This window comes from Solirhodobacter olei (genome assembly GCF_004010155.1).
GTDB lineage: Bacteria > Pseudomonadota > Alphaproteobacteria > Rhodobacterales > Rhodobacteraceae > Solirhodobacter > Solirhodobacter olei.
Map to the genome: position 1 here is coordinate 388564 of NZ_RRYH01000002.1, position 14388 is coordinate 402951.

Annotated in this window: 15 protein-coding genes; 7 read left to right on the plus strand and 8 right to left on the minus strand. The window is 68.1% G+C overall.

The genetic code is table 11. The annotated features are described in order from the left end of the window. The first annotated feature begins 39 nt into the window (after nt 1-39). Both EIP85_RS01885 and rlmJ read left to right on the plus strand, forming a co-directional pair. The gene (locus EIP85_RS01885) at nt 40-1272 is read left to right on the plus strand and encodes an MFS transporter (protein WP_206615422.1); all 1233 of its coding nucleotides are present in this window, start codon (nt 40-42) and stop codon (nt 1270-1272) included. Between the two features lie 66 nt (nt 1273-1338). After that, nucleotides 1339-2118 (plus strand): 23S rRNA (adenine(2030)-N(6))-methyltransferase RlmJ, encoded by a 780-nt coding sequence (rlmJ, locus tag EIP85_RS01890; RefSeq protein ID WP_127900433.1) that lies wholly within the window; start codon nt 1339-1341, stop codon nt 2116-2118. Between the two features lie 141 nt (nt 2119-2259). On the opposite strand, the gene EIP85_RS01895 is transcribed toward rlmJ, so the two are convergent. Both EIP85_RS01895 and EIP85_RS01900 read right to left on the minus strand, forming a co-directional pair. Next, complete coding sequence (locus EIP85_RS01895; protein ID WP_127900434.1) at nt 2260-2847, minus strand: ATP-dependent Clp protease proteolytic subunit; 588 nt, start codon at nt 2845-2847, stop codon at nt 2260-2262. A gap of 66 nt (nt 2848-2913) precedes the next feature. After that, a complete protein-coding gene (locus tag EIP85_RS01900) occupies nt 2914-3879 on the minus strand; it encodes a LysR family transcriptional regulator (RefSeq protein WP_127900435.1) in 966 nt (321 codons plus the stop codon). A gap of 206 nt (nt 3880-4085) precedes the next feature. Here EIP85_RS01900 and EIP85_RS01905 point away from each other — a divergent pair, with 206 nt between their 5' ends. Both EIP85_RS01905 and EIP85_RS01910 read left to right on the plus strand, forming a co-directional pair. Further along, complete coding sequence (locus EIP85_RS01905; RefSeq protein ID WP_127900436.1) at nt 4086-5453, plus strand: aminotransferase; 1368 nt, start codon at nt 4086-4088, stop codon at nt 5451-5453. Between the two features lie 13 nt (nt 5454-5466). Beyond that, nucleotides 5467-5835, plus strand: coding sequence for a hypothetical protein (locus EIP85_RS01910; protein ID WP_164871616.1), 369 nt, complete (start codon nt 5467-5469; stop codon nt 5833-5835). Nucleotides 5836-5842: 7 nt separating this feature from the next. On the opposite strand, the gene phaR is transcribed toward EIP85_RS01910, so the two are convergent. The 3 genes from phaR to EIP85_RS01925 form a co-directional block, all read right to left on the minus strand. Continuing rightward, complete coding sequence (gene phaR, locus EIP85_RS01915; RefSeq protein ID WP_127900438.1) at nt 5843-6394, minus strand: polyhydroxyalkanoate synthesis repressor PhaR; 552 nt, start codon at nt 6392-6394, stop codon at nt 5843-5845. Nucleotides 6395-6662: 268 nt separating this feature from the next. Next, nucleotides 6663-7112 (minus strand): Phasin, encoded by a 450-nt coding sequence (locus tag EIP85_RS01920; RefSeq protein ID WP_127900439.1) that lies wholly within the window; start codon nt 7110-7112, stop codon nt 6663-6665. A 132-nt stretch (nt 7113-7244) separates the two neighbouring features. Further along, nucleotides 7245-9041, minus strand: a complete 1797-nt coding sequence (locus EIP85_RS01925) for a PHA/PHB synthase family protein (protein ID WP_127900440.1) — start codon at nt 9039-9041, stop codon at nt 7245-7247. 86 nt (nt 9042-9127) lie between these two features. Here EIP85_RS01925 and phaZ point away from each other — a divergent pair, with 86 nt between their 5' ends. Then, nucleotides 9128-10396, plus strand: coding sequence for a polyhydroxyalkanoate depolymerase (gene phaZ / locus EIP85_RS01930; protein WP_127900441.1), 1269 nt, complete (start codon nt 9128-9130; stop codon nt 10394-10396). Nucleotides 10397-10610: 214 nt separating this feature from the next. Here the strand turns inward: phaZ and EIP85_RS01935 are convergent, their stop codons facing one another. Further along, nucleotides 10611-11333 carry an alpha/beta fold hydrolase gene (locus EIP85_RS01935; RefSeq protein WP_127900442.1) on the minus strand — a complete coding sequence of 241 codons (723 nt, stop codon included), beginning with the start codon at nt 11331-11333 and terminating at the stop codon, nt 10611-10613. Between the two features lie 86 nt (nt 11334-11419). Beyond that, nucleotides 11420-12166, minus strand: coding sequence for an alpha/beta hydrolase (locus tag EIP85_RS01940; protein WP_127900443.1), 747 nt, complete (start codon nt 12164-12166; stop codon nt 11420-11422). A gap of 122 nt (nt 12167-12288) precedes the next feature. Here EIP85_RS01940 and EIP85_RS01945 point away from each other — a divergent pair, with 122 nt between their 5' ends. Beyond that, the gene (locus EIP85_RS01945) at nt 12289-13218 is read left to right on the plus strand and encodes a class I fructose-bisphosphate aldolase (protein ID WP_127900444.1); all 930 of its coding nucleotides are present in this window, start codon (nt 12289-12291) and stop codon (nt 13216-13218) included. After that, nucleotides 13215-13649 carry a PPC domain-containing DNA-binding protein gene (locus EIP85_RS01950; RefSeq protein WP_241559861.1) on the plus strand — a complete coding sequence of 145 codons (435 nt, stop codon included), beginning with the start codon at nt 13215-13217 and terminating at the stop codon, nt 13647-13649. The genes EIP85_RS01945 and EIP85_RS01950 overlap by 4 nt, the downstream gene beginning before the upstream one ends. A 233-nt stretch (nt 13650-13882) precedes the next feature. On the opposite strand, the gene EIP85_RS01955 is transcribed toward EIP85_RS01950, so the two are convergent. Then, nucleotides 13883-14377 carry a heme-degrading domain-containing protein gene (locus EIP85_RS01955; RefSeq protein ID WP_127900445.1) on the minus strand — a complete coding sequence of 165 codons (495 nt, stop codon included), beginning with the start codon at nt 14375-14377 and terminating at the stop codon, nt 13883-13885. Nucleotides 14378-14388: the final 11 nt, after the last annotated feature.

A 14388-nucleotide genomic window follows, 5' to 3' on the forward strand; every position in this document is an offset into this window, starting at 1 on the left:
TGCGTTCCCTCTGGCAGCGAAGACGTCTAGGCTCGGCCGATGATCCAGACCGACACCGACCAACCGTCCCGCCCTGCCCGCCTGCCGCGCGCCGTCGTCGCACTCGGCTTCGTCTCGATGCTGATGGATTTCTCCACCGAGATGATCCAGTCGCTGCTGCCGGTCTACCTTGTCTCCGCCATGGGCGTCTCGATGGCCACGGTCGGGCTGATCGAGGGGATGGCCGAGGCGACGGCGGCGATCGTCAAGATCTTCTCCGGCGCGCTGTCGGACTGGATCGGGCGGCGCAAGGTGCTGGCGGTGGCGGGCTATGGCCTGGCCATGCTGGTCAAGCCGCTGTTCCCGCTGGCGCCGACGCTGCATTGGATCGTGGGCGCGCGGTTTCTGGACCGGGTCGGCAAGGGCATCCGCGGTGCGCCGCGCGATGCGCTGGTCGCCGATCACACGCCCGCCGCGCAGCGCGGCGCGGCCTATGGCCTGCGCCAGACCCTGGACACCACGGGCGCGTTCCTCGGCCCGCTGGGCGCGATGCTGTTCATCTGGCTTTTCGCGGGGAACTTCCGCGCCGTCTTCTGGATCGCCTGCCTGCCCGCCGTTCTCTGCGTCGCGGTGCTGGTCCTCGCCGTGGACGAGGCACCACACAAGCCGGGCCCCCGCGCGCGGTTCCCGCTCGCGCGGGCGGAGATGGTGCGGCTCGGGCCGGTGTTCTGGCTGATCACCGGGGTCGCCTGCCTGCTGACGCTGGCACGCTTCTCCGACGCGTTCCTGGTCCTGAAGGCGCGGGCCGACGGGCTGCCGCTGGCGCTGGTGCCGCTGGCACTGGTGGGGTTCAATATCGTCTCGGCGCTGACCTCCTATCCGGCGGGGGTGCTGTCGGACCGGCTGGGGCGGATCGGCATCCTTGTCGTCTCGCTGCCGGTGCTGATCGTGGCCGACCTGGTGCTGGCCTACACCAGCGGCTACGCGGGGCTTGCGATCGGGCTGGCGCTCTGGGGTCTGCATGTCGGGCTGACGCAGGGGATGCTGGCGACGATCGTCGCCGATACCGCGCCGGCCGGGCTGCGCGGCACTGCCTTCGGCGCCTATAACCTGGCCACGGGGCTTGCCCTGTTCGCGGCCAGCGCGCTGGCTGGTGCGCTTTGGGAGGTCGCGGGGCCACAGGCGGCGTTCCTGGCCGGCGCGCTGGCCGCCGCAGTTGGGCTTGCCGCGCTGCTGGCCGCCTGGCGCGCGGTTCCGGAGATCGGCGCCGCGCCGACGCGGGACAAGGGCTGAGCCGGCGCCCCGGGGCTTGCGCCGGGGCGCGAAAGCCGCGAAAGCTCTGCCCCGATCGGAGGCGCCATGCTGTCCTACCAGCACCTGTACCATGCCGGAAACCTCGCCGATGTGCACAAGCACGCGGTGCTGGCGGTCATGCTCGACTACCTGACCCGCAAGGACAAGCCGCTCAGCTATCTCGAGACCCATGCCGGGCGCGGGCTTTATTTCCTCGACGCGCCGGAGGCGGTGAAGACCGGCGAGGCGGCAGGCGGCATCGCGCGGGCCGAGGTCGCGGGCTGGTTTGCCGCCGATCACCCCTATGCCCGGCGGCTGGCAGAGGTTCGGGCGGCAGAGGGGGCCACGGCCTATCCCGGCTCGCCGCTGATCGCGGCCGGGGCGCTCAGGCCGGGCGACGTGATGCATCTGGCAGAGCTGCACCCGGGCGAGTTCGCGGCGCTGCAGGCGGCGCTGCCGGCGCGGGCGGGGCTGCATCTGCATCGGCAGGACGGGCTGCAGATGGCGCTGTCGCTTGCGCCGCCGATGCCGCGGCGGGGCCTGATGGTGGTCGACCCGAGCTACGAGTTGAAATCGGATTACGAGGCGATCCCCGGCTTCTTCGCGTCAGTGGCGCGGAAGTGGAACGTGGGGGTGCTGATGCTCTGGTACCCGCTTCTGCCCGGCGCGCCGCACGGCCCGATGCTGGCGGCGCTGGAGGCGGGCCATCCCGGCGCGCTGCGCCACGAGGTGCACTTTCCGCCGGTGCGCGCGGGCCACCGGATGCAGGGCAGCGGGCTTTTCATCGTGAACCCGCCCTGGGGGATCGAGGAAGAGACCCAGCGGCTGAGCAAGCTCTTTGGCTGAGGCTCACTTTCCGTCCAGAAATATCGTCGGGGGTCATCATGGCCCGCGCTACCGGTCCGAGCGGGCCATGGTGACGAGGGGCAGACAGCCCCTCGCCCTTCCTTCGGGACGGGACGCAGCGCTTGGCCGCGCCCCCTGCCCTTATTTCAGCTCGTCGACGGAGCGGATCAGCTTGCCGCAGAGGCCGTAGTCGATCGCCTCCTGCGCGGTCAGCCAGAAGTCGCGGTGCATGTCGGCGGCGACCTTCTCGGCCGTCTTGCCGGTGGCCTCGGCGAAGATCTGGTGCAGGCGCTCGCGCATGATGCGGATCTGCTCGGCCTGGATCATCATGTCGGTCACCGTGCCGCCGATGCCGCCCGAGGGATCGTGCAGCAGGAAGCGGGTGTTCGGCAGGCAGTAGCGGTTCTCGCGCTTGGCGCCGACGAAGATCAGCGCGCCGGCGCTGGCCACCCAGCCGGAGCCGATGACGCGCACGGTCGGGCGGATGAAGGAGATGATGTCATGCACCATGTCCCCCGATTCCACGTGGCCGCCGGGCGAGGAGATATAGACGTTGATCGGATCGTCGCCCGCCTCGGCCAGCGCGAGGAGCTGGGTGGTGGCGCGCTGGGCGAGCTTGTCGTTGATCTCGCCGGTGATGATCACGGTGCGGCTCTTGAAGAACAGGGCCTCGGCCTTGCGGCCCAGATCCTCGTTCTCGGTCTTGTCGTCTTCGGGCTTGTCGGCCATCGGGATCTCCTGGTGCTTCGCGCCCAACTTAGGCGTCCCGCCGGGGGTGTCCAGAGGGCGCGCGCGTCAGAGGACGCGCAAGGCGCCCTCGATCCAGGGCATCCGGGCCGTGGCGGGCGCGACGACGAGCTCCTGCAGCAGGGGACGCAGCCGGCCCGCGACCTGCTCGGGCATGCCCATCAGCCCGCCGCGGCGCGCGCTGAGCGAGATCGTCCGCGCCAGCGGCGCCACCGGCAGGGGCAGCACGTCCGCCCGGTCGCGGAACCGCTGGGCGTGGAGGAAGCCAAGCGGGGTCAGGATGGTCCAGCCCGCGCCCTCGGCCACCATGGCCATGATGGCGTGGTAGCTGTCGAGTTCGAAGCGGTGGGCGAGCTTCAGCTCCTGGCGGGCGAGGTGGGCGGCGATCTGGCGGCCCATGTGGTGGCGCTGGGTGTAGAGGATCAGCGGCAGCGCGCGGAGCTGGGCCAGCACGTCCCCGCCCGGGTCGACGAGGCCGCGGGGGGCGGCGACGATGAACGGCTCGGACAAGAGCGGGTGGACCTCCATCCAGTCCGCGGGCGCGCCCATGTCGGCGGCCACGACCATGTCGAGCGCACGGGTGTCGAGCTGTTCCAGCAGGCGGTGGCTGGCCCCCGTCTCCAGCAGGAACTGGCAATGGGCGAGATCGGCGGCCATGGCGGTCAGCAGGCGCGGGGTCACGTCGCTGTCGAAATCCTCGACCATGCCGAGGCGGAGGAGCGTGAGCCCGGCAAGATCCCCCGCCGCGAGTTCGGCGCGGGCCTGTTCTGCCTCGTTGGCGATGAGCTGGGCGCGGCGGCGGAACATCTCTCCCGCGGGCGTCAGGCGCATCGGGCGGGCGGAGCGGTCCATCAGCGTCACCCCGAGCGCCAGTTCCAGCGCCTGGAGCTGCTGGGAGACGCCGGAGACCGAGGCGCCGAGGCGGCGGGCGGCGGCGGAAACCGAACGCTCCTCTGCCGCGGCGAGGAAGACCTCCACGCCCCATAATGTGATCCGTCCCTGAGCCTCGGCCATGCGTCCCTCCGCCGCGCAGACGCTAGCCGGGGGGCGGGGAACGATCAATGGCGCAGATGGGACCCGGCGGATTGCCCGCCGGAGCGGCAAAGGGCCGGCAGTTCGCCCGCGTTCCCGGGCAGCCTGGCGGGCAGGTGCGCGCCCCGTTGCACTGCCCCGGCGGCGGCGATAGCCTGCCGCCATATCCGATCAGAAGGACTGCCATGATGCGCGACGATGCCCCGAACTCCTGGGAATCCCGGGCCGACCGTTATTCGCTCTACGGGTTCACCGACCTGCCGACCATCCATGACCGCGGCGCGGTGGTGATCACCCATGGCGAGGGACCCTATGTCGTCGACGTCCACAACCGCCGCTACCTCGACGCGAACTCGGGCCTGTGGAACATGGTGGCGGGCTTCGACCATCCCGGGCTGATCGCCGCCGCCAAGGCGCAATACGATCGCTTCCCGGCCTATCACGCCTTCTTCGGGCGCATGTCCGACCAGACCGTCATGCTCTCGGAGAAGCTGATCGAGGTCTCGCCCTTCGAGAGCGGCAAGGTGTTCTACACCAACTCCGGCTCCGAGGCGAACGACACGATGGTAAAGATCCTGTGGTTCCTGAACGGGGCCGAGGGCAATCCGCAGCGGCGCAAGATCATCACCCGGGTCAACAGCTATCACGGGGTGACGGCGGTCTCGGCCTCGATGACCGGCAAGCCCTACAATTCGGTCTTCGGGCTGCCGCTGCCGGGCTTCATCCATGTCGGCTGCCCGCATTACTGGCGCTTTGGTAAGGACGGCGAGACAGAGGAGCAGTTCACCGCCCGGATGGCGAAGGAACTGGAGGCCACGATCATCATGGAGGGCCCGGACACGATCGCGGGCTTCTTCGCCGAGCCGGTCATGGGCGCGGGCGGCGTGATCCCGCCGTCCAAGGGCTATTTCCAGGCGATCCAGCCGATCCTGAAGAAATACGGCATCCCGCTGATTTCCGACGAGGTGATCTGCGGCTTCGGGCGCACCGGAAACACCTGGGGCTGCGAGACCTACGACTTCGTGCCGGATGCGATCATCTCCTCCAAGGTGCTGACGGCCGGGTATTTCCCGATGGGCGCGGTGATCCTGGGCGACGACCTTGCGGCGCGGGTGCAGGCGGCCGCGGAAGCGATCGAGGAGTTCCCGCATGGCTTCACCGCCTCGGGCCACCCGGTGGGCTGCGCCATCGCGCTGAAGGCGATCGACGTGGTGATGAACGAGGGGCTGGCCGAGAACGTGCGGACGCTGACGCCGCTTTTCGAGGCCGGGATGAAGCGGCTGGCCGAGAACCCCAACATCGGCGAATGGCGCGGCAAGGGTCTGATGGGCGCGCTGGAGGCGGTGAAGGACAAGGCGACGAAGACGCCGTTCGACGCCTCGCTCTCGGTCTCGGAACGCATCGCCAACGCCTGCACCGACGCCGGGCTGATCTGCCGCCCGCTGGGCCAGGCCATCGTGCTCTGCCCGCCGTTCATCCTGACGGAAGCGCAGATGGACGAGATGTTCGGCAAGCTGGAAAGCGCGCTGAAGAAGGTGTTCGCCGAGGTGGCGTGAGATAAGGCCGGCGGTGGTGAAATGGGCCGTGCGCGGGGCGCTGATGCTGGCGCTTATGGCGGGCTATCTGATCTGGGGCATCCTCGCCTTCCCGGTCATGTTCGCAGTCCTCTACGCCCCGCCGTACGTCTCCATCCCGGTGATTTTCGTGTTCTGGGCCGCCTATGGTGCGATCGCCTGGGCCAGCCTCGGCCCGGCCCGGCCGTATCGGGGCGCGGTCCTGGCTGTGATACCTCTGCCGGCGCTTGCCTACATGGTCTACAGCGAGGTCACGCAACGGCACGACTGGCACACGGTGCCGAGCCTGGTGATCGAGGTGCTCTTTTATGGAGCGGGAGCCGTCGGCGCGGCGCTTCTTGCCAGGAGACGCGCCGCGCCGTGAACGCGACTCAGAGCTTGGAAAGCTTCGCCTGCAGCTCGGCGAGCTGCTTCTTGATCTCGGCGAGGTCCTCGGGGCTGCTGGCGGCCTCGCCCTCTTCCCCCGGCCCGGTGCCTTGCCCGCTCCAGCCCGACATCATCGAGCGCATGAAGGCCTGCTGCTGGCGCTGCATCGCCTCGAACCCGGGCATGGAGGCCATCGGGTTCGGCATGGAGGCGATGTTCTCCATCATCTTCGACTGGCCGTCGCGCAGCATCTCGAAGGACATGGCGAGGAACTCGGGCACCACGCTCTGCGCCTGGGTGGTGTAGCTGCGCACGAGATCGGTCAGCACGTTGATCGGCAGGACGCTTTCGCCCTTGCTCTCATGCTCGGCGATGATCTGCAGAAGGTATTGCCGGGTCAGGTCGTCGCCGGACTTGAGGTCGATGATCTGCACCTCGCGACCGGCGCGGATGAAGGCGGCGATATCCTCCAGCGTCACGTAGTCGGAGGTTTCGGTGTTGTAGAGCCGACGGCTTGCATAGCGCTTGATCAGCAGCGGCTTTTCCGTTTCGGCCATCGGTCATCCCCCCGGATCGAGTTTTATTGTTGCACTGCGGCGAGCTTACGAGCCCGTGCAGAAAAGACAACAAAAGAAAACCAGCGGGTCCGGCGAGCTGCGCTCGCTCGGGCCGGGGACGGGCCGGGGGAAGCGCATCGCAAGGTGCGCAATGAATGCGCACCCTACGGGGCGATGCGCGTCCAAACGAAAAAGGAGCGGACCTTGCGGCCCGCCCCCTGGCGCCTGCGACGGGGAGGTGTCGACGCGGCGCGCTTGTTTCGCGCGATTATTTCGCGGCGGTGGCGGCCTTCTTGGCAGCCGTGGTCACGTCGGCGGTCGCCTTCTTCACCGCGGCGGTCGCGTCTTCCGACATGTCCTTGCCAGCGGCGAGCATCAGCTCGACGGTTTCCATCTGCACCTTCTTGGCCACTTCGGCGTAGGCGGCGAGGTTCTCGGCAGCCATCTCGGCGGTGGCAGAGGCGAAGTCGCTCAGCGCCTTGGAGTACTCGGCCGGCTCTTCCTTGGCTTTCGCCATGTCGCCGAACTTGCCGAGCGCGTCCTTGGTCCACTTCGAGGAAATCTCGGTCGATTTCTCGGCGGCTTCGAGCGCAACCTTGGTCATCTTCTCGCCCAGGGCGGCCTGGGTCTTGAACGCACCCTGGAACGCTTTCGCGTCAACCGGGAACGACTGCATCATGTCCTGCATGATCTTGGTGAAATCTTGGGTCTTGGCCATCTCGTCTCTCCAGCTTCTGCCGGGCCGTGCGCCCTGCTTCTGCAGAAGGATATACATGCTGCAGTGCAGAAATTCAACCCTAAATGCTGCAGTGCAGCAAAACGCTGGGTTGCAGCGGGAGAGTATTTGGAATCAGCCGCTTGGCTCTTCGGAGACATAGGTACCGGGCGCCCGCGCGAGGATCCTGTGATCCGAATCGCCCGGTTGACGCGGGGGAACCTTCGCCCCCGACTGCCGCGTGAGCCAGCCGCCCCAATGCGGCCACCAGGAGCCGGGGCAGGCCTCCGCCCCCTCGCGCCAGCTGTCGGGATCGGTGAGCTCGGCGCCGGGGTTCACGTAATGGCCGTATTTCACCTTGGTCGGCGGGTTGACGATGCCCGCTATATGGCCGGACCCGGAGAGGATAAAGCTCTTGTCCTTCGCCCCCATCTGCCGGATGCCGTTGAAGCTCGACCGCCAGGCGGCGATGTGATCGGTCTCGCAGGCGATGGCGCAGAGCGGCACTGTGATGTCCTTCAGCGAGACCTTCTGGCCCATCACCTGGAACGTGCCCTTGGCCAGTTCGTCGCGCTGGCAGAGGCCGCGGAGGTATTCCACCGCCATGCGGGCCGGAAGGTTGGTGCCGTCGCCGTTCCAGTAGAGCAGATCGAAGGCCGGCGGCGCCTCGCCCATCATGTAGCTCTTGATTGCCGGCTGGTAGATCAGGTCGTTCGAGCGCAGGAAGGAGAAGGTGCGCGACATGAAGAAACTGTCGAGGATGCCGCTTTCGGTCACCTCGCGCTCGATCCCGTCGACGAAATCGTCGTCGAGGAACACCCCCACCTCGCCCTGATCCGAGAAATCCGTGAGCGTGGTGAAGAAGGTGGCCGACTTCACCCAGTCGAGCTTTTTCTTCTTCATGTAACCGAGGGTGAGCGAGAGGGTGGTGCCGGCGATGCAGTAGCCCACGACATTGACCTTCGGGACGTCGCAGATCCTGCGCACCTCCTCCATCGCCGTCAGGTAACCCTCGCGGATGTAGTCGTCCAAGCCGGTGTCGCGGTAGGAGGGGTCGGGGTTCTTCCAGCTTACCACGAAGAGGGTGAAGCCCTGGTCGACGATCCACTTGATCAGGCTGTTCTGCGGCTTCAGGTCGAGGATGTAGAACTTGTTGATCCAGGGCGGGAAGATGATCAGCGGGGTCTTGTGGACGGTCTCGGTGGTCGGCGCGTACTGGATCAGCTCCATCATCCGGTTGCGGTAGACCACCGCGCCGGGCGTGGTGCCGAGGTTCTCGCCCACCTTGAAGGCATCCTTGTCGGCAAGCGTCACCAGAAGGTCGCCGCGATTGACCTCGAGGTCCCGCACGAGGTTTTCCAGCCCCTGCACCAGCGAGGCGCCGTCCGTCTCCACCGCGCGTTCCAGGGCATCGGGGTTCAGCGCGAGGAAGTTCGTCGGGGCCATCATGTCGATGATCTGGCGGGCGAAGTAATCCACCCGCTTCTTCTCGCGCGCGTCGAGATGGGTCATGCCGGCGATCGCGGCCTCCATCGCCTCGACGCTGAAGAGGTACTGCTGCTTGACGAAGTTGAAATAGGGATGCGTGTCCCAGAGCGGGTTGGAGAAGCGGCGGTCCTTCGGGCCGCGATCCTCCGGCGGCTCCAGCTTGCCCTGGGCGAACATCTGCTGGGCCTCGACGTAATGCTTCAGCGCCTTGCCCCAGTAGGCGACCTGGGCCTCGAGGATGGTGCCGGGGTTCTGCATCATCTCGGCGAAATAGGCGGTGGCGGCTTTCATGTAGAAATCCTGCCCCGGGGCCTGGAGGCTGGGATCAATCGCGCGCTTCTGGGCCATCGCGGCGACAAGGCGCTGCGAGAGCTCCTCCATCTTGGCGAGATTTGCGTTCAGCCTGTCGAGCTTGGCCTCTACGACGTCTTGCTCAGTTGTCATGCTAACAAATCCTCTCTATTTATCAGCATAACGTCGCCCATCGGGGGGTAAAGCGACGAATTGGGACTCGCCCGAAAGGATACGACGTGAAGAACATGGCCACCTACGACCTCATGGAGGCCGCCCGGAACACCAATGAATGGCTGGGCGCCTCGGCGCGGGCCTTCGCCTCCTACCCTGTCTGGGGCATGGTGCCGCATCCGTTCTTCAAGACGCTCTCCGCCTGGGGCCGGATCACCGAGCGCAGCTTCGCGCGGATGGTGATCAAGCCCGACTGGGGCATCACCACGATGACCGGCGAGGACGGGCGCGATGCCGTCGTCTCGGTCGAGACGCTGGTGGAGCGGCCCTTCGGCGACCTGATCCATTTCAAGGTCCATGGCCGGCGGCCGAAGTCGCGGCGGATCCTGCTGGTTGCGCCGATGTCGGGCCATCACGCGACTCTCCTGCGGTCAACCGTGGTGAGCCTCCTGCCGGATTGCGAAGTCTACGTGACGGATTGGCGAAACGCCCGCGACATTCCGGTCTCCGACGGCAAGTTCGATGTCGAGGATTACACGCTCTACCTCGTCGAGTTCATGCGCTTCCTGGGGCCCGACACCAACGTGATCGCGGTCTGCCAGCCGGCGCCGCTGACGCTTGCCGCCACCGCCTATCTGGCGGAGGAGGAGCCGAAGGCACAGCCGCGCACGCTGACGCTGATCGGCGGGCCGATCGACCCGGACGCGGCGCCGACCGAGGTGACCGACTTCGGCCGCGCCATCACCATGGGGCAGCTCGAGCATCTCGCGATCCAGCGGGTGGGCTTCAAGTACCGCGGTGCGGGGCGGCTGGTCTATCCCGGGCTGATGCAGCTCGCCTCGTTCATCTCGATGAACGCGGACCGGCATGCGCAGGCCTTCTTCGACCAGGTCATCCGCTCGGCCAAGGGCGAGGCGTCCGACCACGACGCGCACAACCGCTTCTACGACGAATACCTTTCCGTGATGGACATGACGGCGGAGTTCTACCTGTCGACGGTCGAGCGGATCTTCAAGAACCGCGAGGTGGCGAAGAACGAGTTCGTCGTGGCCGGCAAGCGCGTCGATATCGGCAAGATCACCCAGGTTGCGGTGAAGACGGTCGAGGGCGCGAATGACGACATCTCGGCCCCGGGGCAATGCGTGGCGGCGCTCGATCTCTGCACCGGGCTGCCGGATGAGAAGAAGGCGAGCCATCTGGAGCCCGGCGCGGGCCATTACGGCATCTTCGCCGGCAAGTCCTGGCGGCAGAACATCCGGCCGCTGGTGCTGGAGTTCATCGACAGCCATGGCGGCAACCAGCCGCCGCGGTCGCTGAGCGTGGTTTCGGCCTGAGCGGCGGGATGCGGCGCTGGGTGTGGTGCGCAATGAATGCGCACCCTACGCGGGCGGCGAATTCACATGGAAGGGCCTGAGCAGGGCGAGCGCCTGCCCGCGGGGTGGCGCGTCGAGGCTGGCGGGCATCGCCATTTATGGTGGCCAGGGACCGCCTGAGTTCGAGCTTTGCGCGGGACGAACGTTGGCGGGCCCAGCTTCGAGCCAGTCGACCCTACCGCTTCGTCACACGCAGGTAGAGCGGCGCGGCGAGCCAGTCGTCGATGGCGGCGGTGACGGCCTCGGGCTGTTCGACGCTTGGCAGGTGGCCCGCGCCCTCGATCGCCACCAGACGGCCGTAGGGCAACATCTCGGCCACGAATTCGTGCCGGCGGAGCGGCGTCGACGGGTCGGCGCTGCCGCCGATCACCACCGCCGGCAGCATCGCCGTCCGCAGCCCCTTCTGCTGATCGGGCCGGCGCTGCATCGCACGGCACTGGCGGACGTAGACCCCCTCGCCCAGCGTCAGCGCCATGTCGCGGATCATCGCCACGACGTCCGGCCGCCCCGGCCCCTCGGCCAGCAGCTCTGACGGCAGGTCCTGGGCGACCATCTCGGCCAGCCGGCCGACCTGGGCGCCGATGATGCGCTCTTCGCGGGCGGCGGCGGCCTGGGGGGTCTCTGCCTGCACCGAGAGCGCGATCAGCGCGATGCGGGTCACCCGCTCCGGCGCGCGGCGCAGGATTTCCAGCGCGACATTGCCGCCCATGCCCTGCCCCGCCAGCGCGAAGCGTTCGGGCAGCGCGGGCAGGATCGCGGCGGCCATCTCCTCGATCGTGGCGCCCTCGAGGGGCGACGCCACCATCACCGGGCGCTCGGAGGAAAGCGCGATCATCTGGTGCCAGAACACCCGGGCGTCGCACATCATTCCCGGTATCAGCACCAGCGGCTCGGCCATCCACTTCCCCTCGGAGGTTTTCGGGAACTCTCCGGGCCGGAGCGGCAAAAATCAAGCCATGGGAAGCAATTACAGCGGGGCGTTGCTCAACCCGCGCGGGCGAGGACCTCCTCTATCGCGCGCTCGATCAGCGAAAGGCAGTCCGGGGTCGAAAAGCGGTGATCGGCGCCCTTGACCAGTGTCAGGCGGATGTCCGCCCCCTCGGCGTGGTCAAGAAGCCTGAGCGCGACGGAGACCGGCACATCGGTATCGGCCGTGCCCTGCAGGAGGCGGACCGGGAAGGGCAAGGCGAGCGGCTGACGCAGGACCAGCCGGTCGCGGCCCTCCTCGATCAGGCGGCGGGTGATGACGTAGGGTTCCTCCGAATAGTCGGAGGGCAGCGCGAGGCGGCCGTCGCGCAGGAGCGTTGCGCGCTCCTCCTCCGAAAAGCCGGCCCACATCGAATCCTCGGTGAAATCGGGGGCTGCGGCGACGCCGACGAGGCCCGCCACGCGGTCTGGCATCGCGCGGGCGGTCAGAAGCGAGATCCAGCCACCCATGGAGGAGCCGACGAGGACCTGCGGCCCCTCGGTCAGGGCCGAGATCGCGGCGGCGGCATCCTCGGCCCAGTCGCCGATGGCGCCTTCCTCGAACGCGCCGGAGGAGGAGCCGTGGCCGGAATAGTCGAAGCGCAGGAAGGCGCGGCCGGTGCGCGCGGCGAAGGCGTCGAGATGGGCGGCCTTGGTGCCCTCCATGTCGGACTTGAAGCCGCCGAGAAAGACCACGCCCGGCCCCTGCCCCGCCCTTTGACGATAGGCGATCCGGCGGCCCTGGGGCGTTTCAAGATGGTCCATGCTGTCCTCCACTCGCTTCCATAAGCCGCGGCGCCGGCCCGCGCATCTGCGCGCATCACGCTTGCCAGCCCGCCTTCCGCTTCATAAACCGGCTGCGGCCCACCGCAACACGAGGAACGGAAATGAGAGCGACCCGGACCGTCCAGAAGATCCTGAGCCATTACGAGGGCGAGACGCCCGGCGTGAAGGCGAACCTCTGCCGGATGCTGATGAACGGCAAGCTTGCCGGCACCGGCAAGATGATCATCCTGCCCGTCGACCAGGGCTTCGAACATGGCCCCGCGCGCAGCTTCGCGGCGAACCCGGCGGCCTATGACCCGCATTACCACTACCAGCTGGCCATCGACGCGGGGCTCAACGCCTATGCCGCGCCCCTGGGGATGATCGAGGCCGGGGCGGATACCTACGCCGGCCAGATCCCGACGATCCTGAAGGTGAACTCCGCCAATTCGCTGATGAGCGAGACGGCGGGCAAGAACCAGGCGATCACCGGCTCGGTCGACGACGCGCTGCGGCTCGGCTGCGCCGCCATCGGCTTCACCATCTATCCCGGCTCGGACGCGCAGCTCGGCATGTACGAGGAGATCTCGGCCATGCGCGAGGAGGCGGCGGCGAAGGGCGTGGCGACGGTCATCTGGTCCTATCCGCGCGGCGAAGGCGTGACCAAGGACGGCGAGACGGCGATCGACGTGGCGGCCTATGCGGCGCAGATCGCGGCGCTTCTGGGTGCGCATGTCATCAAGATCAAGCTTTCCACCGATCACCTGATGCTGCCGGAGGCGAAGAAGGTCTACGAGGCGCAGCAGATCGACGTCTCGACCCAGGCGAAGCGCGTGGCGCATTGCATGCAGGCGGCCTTCAACGGGCGGCGGATCGTGATCTTCTCCGGCGGGGCCAAGAAGGGCGCGGATTCGGTCTATGACGACGCGCGGGCGATCCGGGACGGCGGAGGGAACGGCTCCATCATCGGGCGGAACTCGTTCCAGAGGCCGCGTGCGGAGGCGCTGGAGATGCTCGGCAAGCTCGTCGACATCTACAAGGGCAAGGCGTGAGCGGGGCGCTCTCCGCCACCTGGCCCGGCGGGGCGATGCGCTTCCTGGCGCTGCGCCTCTTGCCGGGCGAGGACCTGCGGGGGGCGCTTCAGGCCGCTTTCGCGGCCGAGCCGGAGGCGGCGGGGTTCGTCGCCGCCTGCGCCGGGAGCCTCGATCTGGCGCATCTGCGCTTTGCCGGGCGCGAGGGCGGAAGTGCCGTGCCGGGGCCGCTGGAGATCGTCTCGCTCTCGGGCAGCTTCAGCACCGAGGGGCCGCATCTGCACCTGACCGTCGCCGATGCCGAGGGCGCGGTGACGGGCGGCCATCTGCTGGAGGGCTCGCCGGTGCGAACCACGGCGGAGGTGGTGCTGGGGCTGGCCTCGGGCGTGGAGTTCCGGCGCGAGGCGGATGCGCGGACGGGGTATTCGGAGCTGTTCTTCGGGCGGGCCTGAGGCGGTCGCGGGGTACGGTGCGCAATGAATGCGCACCCTACGCGGTGAAAAAGGGCCAGCGCCCGTCCGCGGGTGGGCGCTTGCTGCTCGGCGGATCTGTCCGTTTATGGTTTCATCGCCCCCTTCGCCGCGACCGATTGCCGTCTCACCAGAAGCGCCCATCCGTCCGGGCGGACGGGCGCTGGCCCGGCGGGCTGCGCCCGCTGTTTCGGGCCGGGGGTTTCGTTGGCGGCTCAGGCCGGCAGGTCGTGGCTGGCGGGGTCGAGCCCCAGGATGGTGCAGATGCCCCAGACCGCCAGCCGGTGATCCTCGCGCTGCGGCAGGCCGGAAACGGTGAGGCAGGCCACGACCCCGGTGCCGCGTACCCGGATCGGGAAGCCGCCGCCATGCGACGCGTATTCGGCCGGCGCGAGGCCGCTGTCGCCGCCGAGCGCCCTGCCCTTGGCCTCCAGGTCCCGCCCGAAGCCGTAGGAGGAGCGGTGGGTGCGCAGCACGAGGTTCGACTTGCGGCGGATCCATTCGGCATTGTCGGGCGCGGTGCCGGGCATGGTGGCCGCGAAAAGCGGCCGCGCCGCGGTGCGGATGTCGATCGCGCAGGGGGTGGCACGGCGGGCGGCCTCGTCCCGGATCAGGCAGCCGAGGGCAAAGGCCGTGTCCTCGTCGAAGCTCTCGAAGGTGAGGGCCGCTTCCTGCGCGGCGATGGCGGCGATGTCGTTTTCGAGGCTCATGGCGAGATCCT

Coding starts and splice junctions, on each gene's coding strand:
- rlmJ (WP_127900433.1), top strand. CDS start 1,339: ATGCTGTCCTACCAGCACCTGTACCATGCCGGAAACCTCGCCGATGTG.
- EIP85_RS01940 (WP_127900443.1), bottom strand. CDS start 12,166: ATGGACCATCTTGAAACGCCCCAGGGCCGCCGGATCGCCTATCGTCAA.
- EIP85_RS01955 (WP_127900445.1), bottom strand. CDS start 14,377: ATGAGCCTCGAAAACGACATCGCCGCCATCGCCGCGCAGGAAGCGGCC.
- EIP85_RS01905 (WP_127900436.1), top strand. CDS start 4,086: ATGCGCGACGATGCCCCGAACTCCTGGGAATCCCGGGCCGACCGTTAT.
- EIP85_RS01935 (WP_127900442.1), bottom strand. CDS start 11,333: ATGGCCGAGCCGCTGGTGCTGATACCGGGAATGATGTGCGACGCCCGG.
- EIP85_RS01945 (WP_127900444.1), top strand. CDS start 12,289: ATGAGAGCGACCCGGACCGTCCAGAAGATCCTGAGCCATTACGAGGGC.
- phaR (WP_127900438.1), bottom strand. CDS start 6,394: ATGGCCGAAACGGAAAAGCCGCTGCTGATCAAGCGCTATGCAAGCCGT.
- EIP85_RS01925 (WP_127900440.1), bottom strand. CDS start 9,041: ATGACAACTGAGCAAGACGTCGTAGAGGCCAAGCTCGACAGGCTGAAC.
- EIP85_RS01885 (WP_206615422.1), top strand. CDS start 40: ATGATCCAGACCGACACCGACCAACCGTCCCGCCCTGCCCGCCTGCCG.
- EIP85_RS01895 (WP_127900434.1), bottom strand. CDS start 2,847: ATGGCCGACAAGCCCGAAGACGACAAGACCGAGAACGAGGATCTGGGC.
- EIP85_RS01920 (WP_127900439.1), bottom strand. CDS start 7,112: ATGGCCAAGACCCAAGATTTCACCAAGATCATGCAGGACATGATGCAG.
- EIP85_RS01900 (WP_127900435.1), bottom strand. CDS start 3,879: ATGGCCGAGGCTCAGGGACGGATCACATTATGGGGCGTGGAGGTCTTC.